This window comes from Streptomyces sp. NBC_00539, assembly GCF_036346105.1.
GTDB lineage: Bacteria > Actinomycetota > Actinomycetes > Streptomycetales > Streptomycetaceae > Streptomyces.
The window spans coordinates 5599932-5613504 of record NZ_CP107811.1; the positions used below are offsets into that span (position 1 = coordinate 5599932).

Here is a 13573-nt window from a genome sequence, read left to right on the forward strand (position 1 = left end):
CGCCAGGCGGCCCACGGGCCCCTTCAACCCCGGCGACCTTTAGACTCGTGCTTTGGCACCTTTGTGTCTCTGTATCGATCGGTCTGATCGTTCCGTACGGGGACCACCAGCCAGCCATCGGAAGTACGGGAAGAGATGTCGGCACCGAACAAGTCGTACGACCCTGTCGAGGTCGAGGCACTGAAACCGGAAGAGATCGAGCGCATGCGGGACGAGGCGCTCGCCGCCTTCGCGGCCGCCGGCGACCTCGACGAGCTCCGTGAGGCGAAGACCGCGCACATGGGCGACCGCTCGCCCCTGGCGCTCGCCAACCGCGAGATCGGCGCCCTGCCGCCCCAGGCGAAGGCCGAGGCCGGCAAGCGCGTCGGCCAGGCCCGCGGCGCCGTGAACAAGGCCTTCGGGGCCCGCACCGTCGAGCTCGAAGCCGAGCGCGACGAACGGGTGCTGGTCGAGGAGGCAGTGGACGTCACGCTGCCCTACGACCGCGTCCCGGCGGGCGCCCGCCACCCCCTGACCACCCTGATGGACCGCATCGCGGACATCTTCGTGGGCATGGGGTACGAGGTCGCGGAGGGCCCCGAGGTCGAGGCGGAGTGGTTCAACTTCGACGCCCTCAACTTCACGCCCGACCACCCGGCGCGCCAGATGCAGGACACCTTCTTCGTCCAGGGGCCCGCCGGCACCGAGGGCGACGAGTCGGGCGTCGTGCTGCGCACCCACACCTCCCCGGTGCAGGCGCGCTCGCTGCTGGAGCGCAAGCCGCCCGTCTACATCGTCTGCCCGGGCCGGGTGTACCGCACCGACGAGCTCGACGCGACGCACACCCCGGTCTTCCACCAGGTCGAGCTGCTCGCCGTGGACGAGGGCCTCACCATGGCGGACCTCAAGGGCACCATGGACCACATGGTCCAGGAGCTCTTCGGCGAGGGCACCACCACGCGCCTGCGCCCCCACTTCTTCCCGTTCACCGAGCCGTCCGCCGAGATGGACATGCAGTGCTACGTGTGCCGCGGCGAGTCGGTGGGCAACCCCGACCGCCCGTGCCGTACCTGCTCCAGCGAGGGCTGGATCGAGCTCGGCGGCTGCGGCATGGTCAACCCCAAGGTGCTCGTCGCCTGCGGCGTCGACCCGGAGAAGTACAGCGGCTTCGCCTTCGGCTTCGGCATCGAACGGATGCTGATGTTCCGCCACAACGTAGAAGACATGCGAGACATGGTCGAGGGTGACGTCCGTTTCACCCGGCCGTTCGGGATGGAGATCTGATGCGGGTCCCGCTTTCTTGGCTGCGGGAGTACGTCGACCTCCCCGCGGGTGAAACCGGTCGCGACGTCGCGGCCAAGCTCGTCGACGCCGGCCTGGAGGTCGAGACCGTCGAGCAGCTCGGCGCCGGGCTCAAGGGCCCCCTGGTCGTCGGCCAGGTCCTGACCATCGAGGAGCTGGAGGGCTTCCGCAAGCCGATCCGCTTCTGCACGGTCGACGTCGGACAGGCCAACGGCACCGGTGAGCCGCAGGAGATCGTCTGCGGCGCCCGGAACTTCTCCGTCGGCGACAAGGTCGTCGTGGTCCTGCCCGGCGCGGTGCTGCCCGGCGACTTCGCGATCGCCTCGCGCAAGACGTACGGCAAGACCTCGCACGGCATGATCTGCTCCGGCGAGGAGCTGGGCATGGGCGACGACGGCACGCACGGGATCATCGTGCTGCCGCCCGAGCACGAGGTCGGCACCGACGCGATCGAGCTGCTCCAGCTCGTCGACGAGGTCCTCGACATCGACATCACCCCGGACCGCGGCTACTGCATGTCTATGCGCGGTGTGGCCCGCGAGGCCGCCACCGCGTACGGCCTGCCGCTGCGCGACCCGGCGCTGCTGGACGTGCCCGCGCCGAACTCGTACGGCTACCTCGTCAAGATCGACGACCCGGCCGGCTGCGACCGCTTCACCGCCCGTACGGTGACCGGTCTCGACCCGGAGGCGCGCTCCCCGATCTGGCTCACGCGCCGCCTGCAGAAGGCGGGCATGCGCCCGATCTCGCTCGCCGTCGACGTCACCAACTACGTGATGCTGGAACTCGGCCAGCCGCTGCACGCGTACGACCGCTCGCGTCTGGACGGCGCGATCGGCGTCCGCCGCGCCGAGCAGGGCGAGAAGTTCACCACGCTCGACGGGGTCAAGCGCACGCTCGACGCCGAGGACCTGGTGATCACCGACAACAGCGGGCCGATCGGGCTCGCCGGTGTCATGGGCGGCGCCGACACCGAGATCGCCGACTCCGTCACGGACCCGGAGACCGGCCAGGTCACGGGCACCACGGACGTGGTCATCGAGGCCGCGCACTTCGACTCCGTGTCGATCTCGCGCACCGCCCGCCGGCTCAAGCTGTCCTCCGAGGCGTCCAAGCGCTTCGAGCGGGGCGTCGACCCGCAGGCCGCCGCCGCGGCCGCGCAGCGGACCGTCGACCTGCTGGTGCTGCTCGCCGGCGGTACCGCCGAGGCCGGAGTCACCGAGCTCACCGCCCCGGGCGCCCCGCGCACGATCGCGATGAGCGCGGACCACCCGGACCGGGTGGCGGGCATGGACTACGGCCGCGAGACCGTCGTACGCCGCCTCCAGGAGATCGGCTGCGACGTCTACGGGCAGGACGAGCTCGTCGTCGCCGTCCCGTCCTGGCGGCCCGACCTCGCCGAGCCGAACGACCTCGCCGAAGAGGTCATCCGGCTGGAGGGCTACGGGAACCTCCCCTCGACCCTGCCGCAGGTGCCCTCCGGCCGCGGTCTGACCGCCCGCCAGCAGCTGCACCGCCGGGTCGGCCGCGCGCTGGCCGGCGCGGGGTACGTCGAGGCGCTCAGCTACCCGTTCCTCGGCGAGGGCGTCTTCGACCAGCTCCAGCTGCCCGCGGACGACGCCGCCCGGCGGGTCGTCAAGCTGGTCAACCCCATCTCCGACGAGGAGCCGGCGCTGCGCACGACGCTGCTGCCGGGCCTGCTGGGCGCGCTGCGCCGCAACGACAGCCGGGGCAGCCACGACCTCGCGCTGTTCGAGACCGGTTCGGTCTTCCTGGCCGGCGAGCGGGCGGGTGTCGCCGTACGGCTGCCCGTCGACCGTCGTCCCACGGACGAGGAGATCGCCACGCTGAACGCGGCCCTGCCCGCCCAGCCGCGGTACGCCGCGGTCGTGCTGGCCGGTGCGCGCGAAGCGGCCGGCTGGTGGGGCAAGGGCCGGCCTGCCGACTGGGCGGACGCGGTGCAGGCCGCGCGCTCGCTTGCGGCCGAGGCCGGTACGGAGCTCGTGGTGCGCCAGGGCCAGTACGGCCCGTGGCACCCGGGCCGGTGCGCCGAGCTGGTCGTCACCCTGGACGGGGTGGAGACGGTCATCGGCCACGCCGGTGAGCTGCACCCGCGCGTGGTCAAGGCGATGGGCCTGCCGGCGCGGACCAGCGCGATGGAACTCGACCTGGACCGCCTCGCGGCGGCCGGCGGCGAGGCCGTGCGGGCGCCGCGGATCTCCACCTTCCCGGTGGCGACCCAGGACGTCGCGCTGATCGTGGACGCCTCGGTTCCGGCGGCTGCCGTAGAGGCGGCGCTGCGCGAGGGCGCGGGCGAACTCCTCGAATCGCTGCGGCTGTTCGACGTGTTCACCGGTGAGCAGGTCGGGGAGGGCAAGAAGTCCCTGGCGTACGCGCTGCGCTTCCGCGCGGCCGACCGGACGCTGACGGCGGAGGAGTCGACGGCGGCGCGTGACGCGGCCGTGGCGCTGGCCGCGGAGCGGGCGGGGGCGGTGCTGCGGGGCGCGTAGCCGCCGCAGGTCTTGACGAGGGGCGCATCCGGGTCACCGGATGCGCCCCTCACCCGTTCCCGTGCTCTGCCGGGCTCTGCGGCCGCGCCGCCGCCACCAATCGCCGGCGGGGCTGGTTCCTTCAGCCCCGCCGGCGATTGAGGCGCAGGTCCGGGCGGAGCCCGTGTCGGGAGAGTGGGCATCCCCGGGCGGGACGGCGCACCGGGTCCCGGTGGATGGGCCCGGTGCGCGGTCGCCCCGGCCCCCGCGCGGCCCGGCGACCAACCGGGCGCCCGCAGGAACCGTGGCGCGCCGCCCGCCTGCCGTGGAGTGTCGGGCAGACAACAGGACGGGCGGCGCGGTGCCGGGTCGTCGCACTGTACGAGGGGGAGCCGACGACCCGGGCGGCCTCTTGGCGAGGCCCTTAAGTGAAGCGCCCCCGGGCACCCCCGCGGCAGGGTGCGTATCGCATTTATGCGCGTACTCGGTTCACACCCCGTGTGAACCCCGCACCCACTAGCCTGAGCGGGACGAGCCCTTGGAGGGGCCCCATGCAGCCCAATGCCCTGCTCGACGCCCTCCTCGCCGAGGCGGGAATGTCCCACGCCGGTCTCGCCGCGCACGTCAACCAGGCGGGCCGGTCCCGCGGACTTGCGCTGCGCTACGAACACACCGCCGTCTCCCGTTGGTTGAAGGGGCAGCGGCCGCGCGGCCAGGTGCCCGAGCTGATCTGCGAGGTGCTCGGCGGACGGCTGCGGCGGCCCGTCTCGCTGGACGACGCCGGGCTCGGCCCGCCCGGGCAGCCCGCGTCCCACCCGACCCCGCTCAGCGGCTTCGTCGACCGGGCGGCCGCGCTGTGGCGGGCCGACGAGCAGGGACGCTCCCGCTCGGCGGCCGTGGCGGCGCTCACGGGGACGCCCGCGGTGATCCCGGTCTGGGAGTGGGAGAACCCGCCCGAGGACTGCGACGTGTCCCGCGAGGGCCCCCAGCGCATCGGCCCCGAGCACATCGAGATCCTCGGTGCCGCCCGCGCCCACTACGAGCTGATGTACCGCCGCTCGGGCGGCCTCGCCACCCGTTCCCGCATCGTGCGCTTCCTCGGCAGCGAGACCGCGCCCATGCTGCGCGGGAGCTACCCCGACGCCCTCGGGCGGCAGTTGCACCGGGCGACCGGGTCGCTGGTGGCCGTTGCGGGAATTTGCGCGTACGACTCGGACGCCCACGGCCTCGCGCAGCGGTACTTCCACCAGGCGCTGCGGCTCGCGAAGGCCAGCGGTGATCGGGGGCTCGGGGCGTACGTGATCGCGCTGCTCGTCAACCAGTCGCTGCACCTGCGGGACCACCGGCAGGCCGTCGCCTTCGCCGAGGCCGCGCTGCGCTCCGCCGGACGGCACACCACCCCGGCCCTGGCCGCCGATCTGTACGCGATGCAGGCCAAGGCCTACGCCCGGCTCGGCGACGGCGCGGCCGCGTTGGCCTGCATCCGGCACGCGGAGGCGGCAGCCGAGCGGATCCGCCCCGGCGCGGAGCCGGCCGAGACCGGATACGTACAGCCGGGGCTGGTCAACGTACAGGTGGCCGAGGCGCTGCTCAGCCTCGGCGACCTCGACGCCGCGCACGAGCAGGCGGCGGCGGCCGCCGGGACTCCGGCACACGAGCGCGGGCGCGTCCACCGGCTCGCCATGCTGTGCGAGATCCAGCTGCGGCAGGGGGAGGCGGACCGGGCGGTGGCGTCGGCGGCCGAAATGGCGGAGCGGGCCAAGGGGATGGAGTCGCTGCGGCTGCGCGACCGGTTGCGCGCGGTCCGCGAGCAGCTGCTGACCAGCGGCTGCTCGGGCGCCGAGGAGACCGCGGGCCTCATCGACGGGGCGCTGCGCGTTCCCCTGTGACGCCCCCGACTGCTGCCATGTTGCCACCCGTTCGAAAAGAAGGTGGCAAAGCCGTGCAGTGGACGAACCTGAGTGAGCAGACCGTGTACAAGAACCGCTGGTTCGATGTGAACCTCGCCGATGTGGAACTCCCCGACGGGCGGCACCTGGACCACTTCGTGATCCGGTTGCGGCCCGTCGCCGCGGCCACGGCCGTCAACGACGCGAACGAGGTGCTGCTGCTGTGGCGCCACCGTTTCATCACCGACAGCTGGGGCTGGGAACTGCCCGCGGGGGTGGTCGAGGACGGTGAGGACGTCGCGGCCGCGGCCGCCCGCGAAATGGAGGAGGAGTCGGGCTGGCGGCCCGGCCCCCTGCACCACCTGATGACGGTCGAGCCCTCCAACGGGCTGACCGACGCCCGCCACCACCTCTACTGGGCCGACGGAGCCACGTACACCGGCCACCCGGAGGACGGCTTCGAATCCTCGCGCCGCGCCTGGGTCCCGCTCAAACAGGTCCCCGACATGATCGCCCGGGGCGAGGTACCGGCCGCCAACATGGCGGCCGGCCTGCTCCTGCTGCGCCACCTGCGCCTGGGGTGAGCGGTCAGCCGTACGGGTAGAAGCCCGCGCCCGTCTTGCGGCCGAGGCGGCCGGCGTCGACCATCCGCTGGAGCAGCGGGGGAGCGGCGTACAGCGGCTCCTTGAACTCGGCGTACATGCTGTCCGCGACCGAGGCGACGGTGTCCAGGCCGATCAGGTCCGCCAGCTTCAGCGGGCCCATCGGGTGGGCGCAGCCCAGCTCCATGCCGTTGTCGATGTCCTCGCGGCTGGCGATGCCGGACTCGAACATCCGGATGGCCGACAGCAGGTACGGGATGAGCAGCGCGTTGACCACGAAGCCGGACCGGTCCTGGGCGCGGATCGCGTGCTTGCCGAGCACGTCCCGCACCAGGGCCTCGGCCCGCTTGACGGTCTCCTCGCCCGTGGTCAGCGCGGGGATCAGCTCGACCAGCTGCTGCACGGGGGCCGGGTTGAAGAAGTGGATGCCGATCACCTGGTCGGGCCGCGAGGTCGAGACGGCCAGCTTGACCAGCGGGATCGAGGAGGTGTTGGACGCCAAGATCGCGTCCGGGCGGGTGACGACCTGGTCCAGGACCTGGAAGATCTCCGTCTTGACCTGCTCGTTCTCCACGACGGCCTCGATGACGAGGTCACGGTCGGCGAATTCGCCGAGGTCGGTGGTGAAAGTGAGGCGGGCCAGGGTGGCGTCCCGCTCCTCCTCGCTGATCTTGCCGCGTTCGGCGGCCTTGGTCAGGGAGTTGTACAGCCGGGTACGTCCGATCTCCAGGGCCTCGCCCGTGGTCTCGGCGACCTTGACCTCAAGGCCACTGCGGGCGCACACCTCGGCGATACCCGCGCCCATCTGGCCACAGCCCACTACGCCGACTCGAACGATGTCGGAAGGGAGGTCAGTCACTTCGTGCCTTTCGCTGCTCATCCGTCGGCGGGTCCCCCGTGCTCGGCAGTGGTAACTGCTGCCCGGCGCCCGCCACGCCCCACGACGTTACCCCCGACCTTCCACCGGGTGGCGGCCCGGGGCGGGCATGCTGGGCGAACGCGAGCGATGTCACAGAACGGAACGGAGCCGTCACATGGCGCACATCGGACGACGCAGGCTACTGGCGGGAGCGGCGGGCCTGCTGGCCGCGCAGGCGGCGGCGGGCCCCGCACGGGCCGCACGGGCCGCACGGGCCGCACGGGCCGCGCGGGCGGCCGCGGGCGGGCGCCGCGGGGCCGGCCCGGCGGAGTTCCGGGCCATGTGGATCGCCTCCGTGGAGAACGTCGACTGGCCCTCGAAGGCCGGCCTGTCCGCCGACCGGCAGCGCGCGGAGCTGCTGTCCCTGCTGGACACCGCCGTGGAGCGCCGGCTGAACGCCGTGATCCTCCAGGTCAGGCCCGCGGCGGACGCCATGTGGCCCTCGCCCCCGGAGCCCTGGTCACAGTGGCTGACCGGGACCCAGGGCCGCGACCCCGGCTGGGACCCGCTGGGTACGGCGGTCGCCGCCGCGCACGAGCGGGGGCTGGAACTGCACGCCTGGTTCAACCCCTACCGGGTGGCCAACCACACCGACCCCGACCGGCTCGCCGACACCCACCCGGCCCGCCGCAACCCCGAGTGGGTGGTCCCGTACGGGGGGAAGCTGTACTACAACCCCGGGATGCCCGAGGTGCGGGCGTTCGTGCAGGACGCCATGGCCGACGCCGTGGCCCGCTACCCGGTGGACGGGGTGCACTGGGACGACTACTTCTACCCGTACCCCGCCGAGGGCGAGGAGTTCGACGACGACGCCGCGTTCGAGGAGTACGGCGGCTCGTTCGACTCCCGCGGGGACTGGCGCCGGGACAACACCGACACCCTGGTCCGGGAGATGTCCGAGCGGCTGCGCCGGATCCGGCCGGCGGCCCGGTTCGGGGTGAGTCCGTTCGCCGTCTGGCGCAACGACGACGTGGACCCGCTGGGCTCACGCACCCGCGCGGGAGTCAGTACGTACGACGACCTGTACGCGGACACCCGCAAGTGGGTGAAAGAGGGCTGGCTCGACTACATCGTGCCGCAGGCCTACTGGCAGCTCGGGCACCCGACCGCCGACTACGCCGAGATCGTGCCGTGGTGGGCCCGTACGGTCGCGGGGACGGGGGTGAGCCTGTACGTGGGGGAGGCGCTGTACCGCTGCGACGCCGACAGTCCGACCGAGGCCTGGCGGGATCCGGCGGAGCTGTCGCGGCACGTGAGCTTCGCCAAGGGCTGCCCCGAGGTCCGCGGCCACGTCTACTTCTCGGCGAAGCAGGTGGTCGCGGACCCCAACGGGGCGATGGCCCGGGTGGTCGCCGATCACTATCCGACGCCGGTGCCGCCGCGCTGACCCGGCTGCGGACGGGCTCGGGCTCAGCAGGGTCTTTCAGGAGACGGGGGAAGGAGGGGTCACTGGGTGGTTTCGGTCGGGTGCTTGACCACGCAGTCGGGGCCCGGGGACATCACGGCCTCGTGTCCGTCCTGGAAGCGGACGCGGTAGGGAGGTGTGCCGTTCTCCCCCAGGACCTGCGTGATCTCTCCGACCTTGTCGTGCTGGCCCACGATCCTGCCGTGCTGCACCAGCTGGTCGCCCTCGGTCGCGCGCATAGCTGACCTCCTCGGTGGCGGTCCGATCCGTGCTAGCAGTTTAGGCCGACAGGTACCTATTTGACCCGTTGGGTCACTGCGATGCAGACCAGGACCGCGCAGGCGGCGACCGGCGCGGCCGGCGACAGCCGCTCGCCCAGCAGCGCCACCGACCAGACCAGGGTCAGCAGCGGCTGGGCGAGCTGGAGCTGGCTGGCCCGGACGGCGCCGATCTCCGCCATGCCCCGGTACCAGACGTACAGGCCGAAGAAGGACGACCCCGCCGCCACCCAGACCAGCCCGGCCAGCCCGTGCCAGTTCAGGTGCACCGGCTCGTGGGCGAGCCCGACCGCCGAACCCACCAGTGCGAGGGGCAGGCACACGACCAGCGCCCAGCCGATCACCTGCCAGCCGGGCAGCACGCGCGCCAGCCGGCCGCCCTCCGTGTAACCGGCCGCGCACACCAGCAGTGCGCCGAACAGGTACACGTCGCCGGTCGACAGGGAGCCGCCGCTCTGCCCGAGGGTGAAGGCGAGGACGACCACCGCTCCGGTGACGGCCGCGGCCCAGAAGCGGCCCGACGGCCGGGCGCCGGTGCGCAGCGAGGACACCACCGCGGTGGTCAGCGGCAGCAGACCCACGACGACGGCGGCGTGCGAGGTGGTGGAGGTCTGGAGCGCGAGGGTGGTCAGCAGCGGGAAGCCGACCACGACCCCGCCAGCGACCACCAGCAGCCCGCCCCAGTGCTCCCGCGCGGGAAGCGGCACGCGCAGGGCGAGCAGGAAGCCGCCCGCCACCAGCGCCGCCAGGACGCCGCGCAGGGCGACGAGCGACCAGGGGCCGAAGCTCTCCAGGCCCCAGGCGGTGCCGGGGAAGGTCAGGGAGAAGGCGGTGACGCCGAGCGCCGCCAGTGCGGTTCCGCCCCTCACCGATCCCCGGACCGCTATCGGAGAGGCGAGAGTAGCGCTATTCTGTGCTGTCATGTACGAGCGTAGCAGTGTGGCGGCCTTGGCAGAATCCCTGCGAGCCGAGCTGAACCGCTACTCGATAGGGGGAAAGCTCCCGTCGAGTCGGGCCTTGGTGGAGCGCTACCGGGTCAGCCCCGTCACCGTCTCCCGGGCCCTCGCCCAGCTCGCCGCCGAAGGGCTGGTCGTCACCCGGCCCGGCGCCGGGGTGTTCCGCGCGCCGCCCCGTACGTCGGCCCCCGCACCCGGGGACACCTCGTGGCAGGAGGTCACCCTCACTGCCGAGGGCGCCGGGGACGTCGTACCCCGCTCCGTCGACGCCTCCGGGGTGCTGGTGACCCTGGCTGCGCCGCCGCCCGGGGTGATCGAGCTGCACAGCGGCTACCTGCACCCCTCGCTCCAGCCCGAGCGGGCCATGGCGGCGGCCCTGGCCCGGGCGGGGCGCAGGCCGGGCGCGTGGGGGCGGCCGCCCGTGGAGGGGCTGCCCGAGCTGCGCGACTGGTTCGCCCGGGAGATCGGCGGCGCGGCCCGCGTCCTCACCGCGGCCGACGTCCTGATCACCGCGGGCGGCCAGAGCGCGCTGACCACCGCCCTGCGGGCGCTGGCGCCGCCCGGGGCCCCGATCCTCGTGGAGTCGCCGACCTACCCCGGCCTGCTGGCGATCGCCCGCGCCTCGGGGTGCCGGCCCGTGCCGGTCCCCGTCGACTCCGAGGGGGTCCGGCCGGAGCTGCTCGCCGCCGCCTTCGAAGCGACGGGCTCGCAGGTGTTCGTGTGCCAGCCGCTGTTCCAGAACCCGACCGGCGCGGTGCTGACGGAGGCCCGGCGCCGCGAGGTGCTCCGGATCGCGCGGGCCGCCGGGGCCTTCGTGGTCGAGGACGACTACGCCCGGGCGCTGGCCCACGAGGACGCCGGAGCGCTGCCCCCTGCGCTCGCCGCCGAGGACGAGGACGGGGTGGTGGTCCACGTACGGTCCCTGACCAAGGTCACCTCGCCCAGCATGCGGGTGGGGGCGCTGGCCGCCCGGGGCCCGGTGCTGGACCGGCTGCGCGCCATCCAGGTCGTGGACAGCTTCTTCGTGCCCCGGCCGCTCCAGGAAGCCGCCCTCGAACTGGTCGGCGCACCCGCCTGGCCGCGCCACCTGCGCGCCGTCGCCGCCGAGCTGCGCCACCGCCGGGAGGTGCTCGCGGGCGCGCTGCGCCGGGAGCTGCCCGCCCTGGAGGTGCCCCACCTGCCGCGCGGCGGCTACCAGTTGTGGGCCCGGCCGGGCGAGGGCGTCGACGACACCGCCTTCGCGGCGGCCGCGCTGCGGGCCGGTGTGGCCGTCGCCCCCGGCCGGCCCTACTTCTGCGCCGAGCCGCCCGGCCCGTACGTCCGCCTCAGCTTCGCCGGGGTCGCGGCCGCGGCGGAGCTGACCGAGGCGGTGCGGCGGCTGCGCGACGGCTCGGGGACGGCGGGCCCGAACGGCAGCGGGGCGTAAAGCGCTTGAGGGGGACACGGGTGCGTCCTAGCCTGCGGGCATGACCGGCATCCTGATCACCACCCTCGCGCAGCGGCCCGAACTGACCGGCCGCCTCTGGGACATGGCCAACCCCTGGCCGGAGTTCGCCCGTCAAGACCCCGTCTCCTCGCTGCTGTACCCGTGGATGGTGGCCGAGCTGAACGAGTACGTGTTCATCGCCACGGACGGCGACGAGGTGGTCGCCCGCGCGTTCAGCGTGCCCTTCGCCCTGCACGCGGACGGCCGTGGGGCGCTGCCCGTGCGGGGCTGGGACCAGGTTCTCATGTGGGCCTGCGCGGACCGGCGGGACGGGACCCGGCCCGACACGGTCAGCGCCATCGAGATAACGGTCGCCCCCGGCCGGCAGGGCCAGGGCCTCTCCCCCCTGATGCTCGCCGCGATGCGGGACAACGCCCGCGCGCACGGTTTCGCGGAGGTGGTGGCGCCCGTCCGGCCGAACGGGAAACCGGCCGAGCCGGACACCCCGATGGAGGAGTACGCGTTCCGCACCCGCGAGGACGGATTGCCCTGCGACCCGTGGCTGCGGGTGCACGTGCGGGCGGGTGCCGTCATCGACTCGGTGGCTCCGCTGTCCATGACGATCAGCGGCTCGCTCGCGCAGTGGCGGGAGTGGACGGGCCTGCCGTTCGACGCGCCGGGACCGGTGCGGGTGCCCGGAGCGCTCGTCCCGGTCCACTGCGAACCGCAGCACGACCACGCGGTGTACGTCGAGCCGAACGTGTGGGTCCGCCACCCGCTCGGGTAGCGCGCCTCAGGCCTCGGACGCCTGCTCTGCGGTCACCTCGACGGGTTCGGGGTCCGGCCCGGAGAGCAGGTCTTCGAACGCGCCCATCCCGATCAGGAACAGCATCATCAGAACCGGTACGCACAGGGCTGCGAAGAGCACGAGAGCCTCCCCATGGGAACCCGAAGGAACTCCGCCCGGCTGGGCCGGCCACTGCGGCGGGGCCATGCCCAGTGTGCGTCCGAACGGGGTGCCCTGCATCTCGGCGGCCCCGCGCTCATCCCCGGGGGCCGGAGCGGGCCCGTGCGGTCGCCTTCGCCGCCGGTCGGCGGGGTGGTTGCGGGCGGCTGACGAGCGGGCCGACAACGAGGAGTTGGACGACCGCCAGCGCCAGGCACAGGCCCGCGGTGCCGGCCCACAAGGCGGCGGCCCCGGCGTGGGCGAGGAGCTGGGTGGCGGTGACCGGGGCGGCGGTCGTGGCGATGCCCCAACTGGTCCCGTACACCGCGAGGTAGCGGTCCGTTGCGCCCGGCGGCGCCAGGTCCGCCACGACGCTGAACGCCCGGCCCATGACGAGCACCTCGCCCAGGCTCCACACGACGGTGGCCGCCAGGAGCGCGGGCAGCGTGTGCGCCACCGCGTAGCCGGCCAGGCCGGCCGCCATCAGCGTGTAGCCGAGGGCGAGGGCCGCCGAGGCGGGCAGCGCGGCCGGACGCCGCAGGCGCAGCACCGGCTGGGCGGCGACGGCGGTCACGGCCGAGGCGGTGAACAGCAGCCCCGCGTCGGCCGGGGCAAGGCCGATGCGGGGCAGGGTGAGCGGCAGCGCGACCACGATCTGCAGGCAGACCAGCGCGAAGACGGTGCCGGCCGCCGACACGGCCCACAGCGCCCGGTCCCGCCACGGCCGGACCGGCTCCGGCTCCCGCCCCGGCTCCGGCTCCCGCCCCGGCTCCCCGCTCCGGCCGGTCCGGGCGGACGCGCGGCGGGGGCGGTCGGCGGGCAGGGCGATGCGCAGGAGCAGTGCGCAGGCCAGGCAGGTGAGGGCGTCGGCGACGAACAGCCAGCGCAGGTCCCACCGGCCCAGGGCCGTGGCGATCAGTCCGGCGCCGGTGCCGCCCGCGGCGAGCGCGGCGTTCAGCAGGCCGAACGCGCGCACCCGCTCGGCGGGCCCGACGGCGTCGGCGATCAAGCCCTGGCTCGGCGGCTCGTACAGCTCGAAGGCCAGGCCGAGCAGGATCGCGAAGGCCGCCACGGCGGCCAGGGAGCCGGCGGCCGCGATCCCCAGCTGCGCGAGGGCGCACCCCGTCAGGCCGAGCACGATCGTGCGGCGGCGCCCGAGGCGGGCCGCCAGGCGGCCGCCGGCCAGCCGGGAGGGAATGGTCGCGAGGCCGAAGGCGGCGCAGAGCAGGCCGGCGGTGGTGGCGCCGGCGCCGAATTCCGCGCTGATCAGGACGGTCAGGAAGGGCAGGGAGAAGGCGCCGAGCCGGTTGATCGCCCGCGCCGCCACCAGCAGCCATACGGTCCGCGGCACGCCGCCACCCCTCGCGTAACTGTCGAATCGG

Annotated in this window: 12 protein-coding genes; 7 read left to right on the forward strand and 5 right to left on the reverse strand. The window is 73.9% G+C overall.

The window, feature by feature from the left end:
* The first annotated feature begins 135 nt into the window (after positions 1–135).
* From pheS to OG861_RS25155, 4 genes are all read left to right on the forward strand, one after another.
* Entirely contained in the window at positions 136–1263 is a 1128-nt protein-coding gene (gene pheS, locus OG861_RS25140) for a phenylalanine--tRNA ligase subunit alpha (protein ID WP_329193822.1), read from the forward strand.
* On the forward strand, positions 1263–3791 hold the full coding sequence (pheT, locus tag OG861_RS25145; RefSeq protein WP_329193820.1) for a phenylalanine--tRNA ligase subunit beta: 2529 nt from the start codon (positions 1263–1265) through the stop codon (positions 3789–3791). Before pheS ends, pheT begins: the two co-directional genes overlap by 1 nt.
* Before the next feature lie 530 nt (positions 3792–4321).
* Complete coding sequence (locus OG861_RS25150; RefSeq protein WP_329193819.1) at positions 4322–5659, forward strand: transcriptional regulator; 1338 nt, start codon at positions 4322–4324, stop codon at positions 5657–5659.
* 53 nt (positions 5660–5712) lie between these two features.
* Positions 5713–6243, forward strand: a complete 531-nt coding sequence (locus tag OG861_RS25155; protein WP_329193817.1) for an NUDIX hydrolase — start codon at positions 5713–5715, stop codon at positions 6241–6243.
* A gap of 4 nt (positions 6244–6247) precedes the next feature.
* Here the strand turns inward: OG861_RS25155 and OG861_RS25160 are convergent, their stop codons facing one another.
* A complete protein-coding gene (locus tag OG861_RS25160; protein WP_329193815.1) occupies positions 6248–7141 on the reverse strand; it encodes a 3-hydroxybutyryl-CoA dehydrogenase in 894 nt (297 codons plus the stop codon).
* A gap of 154 nt (positions 7142–7295) precedes the next feature.
* On the opposite strand from OG861_RS25160, the gene OG861_RS25165 reads away from it, so the two are divergent.
* Positions 7296–8567 (forward strand): glycoside hydrolase family 10 protein, encoded by a 1272-nt coding sequence (locus tag OG861_RS25165; RefSeq protein WP_329193814.1) that lies wholly within the window; start codon positions 7296–7298, stop codon positions 8565–8567.
* Between the two features lie 59 nt (positions 8568–8626).
* Here OG861_RS25165 and OG861_RS25170 read toward each other — a convergent pair whose 3' ends face one another.
* Both OG861_RS25170 and OG861_RS25175 read right to left on the reverse strand, forming a co-directional pair.
* On the reverse strand, positions 8627–8824 hold the full coding sequence (locus OG861_RS25170; protein WP_329193812.1) for a DUF1918 domain-containing protein: 198 nt from the start codon (positions 8822–8824) through the stop codon (positions 8627–8629).
* Between the two features lie 56 nt (positions 8825–8880).
* Entirely contained in the window at positions 8881–9786 is a 906-nt protein-coding gene (locus OG861_RS25175) for a DMT family transporter (protein ID WP_329193810.1), read from the reverse strand.
* Here OG861_RS25175 and OG861_RS25180 point away from each other — a divergent pair.
* The gene (locus OG861_RS25180) at positions 9785–11245 is read left to right on the forward strand and encodes an aminotransferase-like domain-containing protein (RefSeq protein ID WP_329193808.1); all 1461 of its coding nucleotides are present in this window, start codon (positions 9785–9787) and stop codon (positions 11243–11245) included. The genes OG861_RS25175 and OG861_RS25180 overlap by 2 nt on opposite strands.
* A 40-nt stretch (positions 11246–11285) precedes the next feature.
* Positions 11286–12032 (forward strand): N-acetyltransferase, encoded by a 747-nt coding sequence (locus tag OG861_RS25185; RefSeq protein WP_329193807.1) that lies wholly within the window; start codon positions 11286–11288, stop codon positions 12030–12032.
* Positions 12033–12038: 6 nt separating this feature from the next.
* Here OG861_RS25185 and OG861_RS25190 read toward each other — a convergent pair whose 3' ends face one another.
* A complete protein-coding gene (locus tag OG861_RS25190; protein ID WP_329193805.1) occupies positions 12039–12173 on the reverse strand; it encodes a hypothetical protein in 135 nt (44 codons plus the stop codon).
* A 115-nt stretch (positions 12174–12288) separates the two neighbouring features.
* Complete coding sequence (locus OG861_RS25195; protein ID WP_329193803.1) at positions 12289–13542, reverse strand: MFS transporter; 1254 nt, start codon at positions 13540–13542, stop codon at positions 12289–12291.
* Positions 13543–13573: the final 31 nt, after the last annotated feature.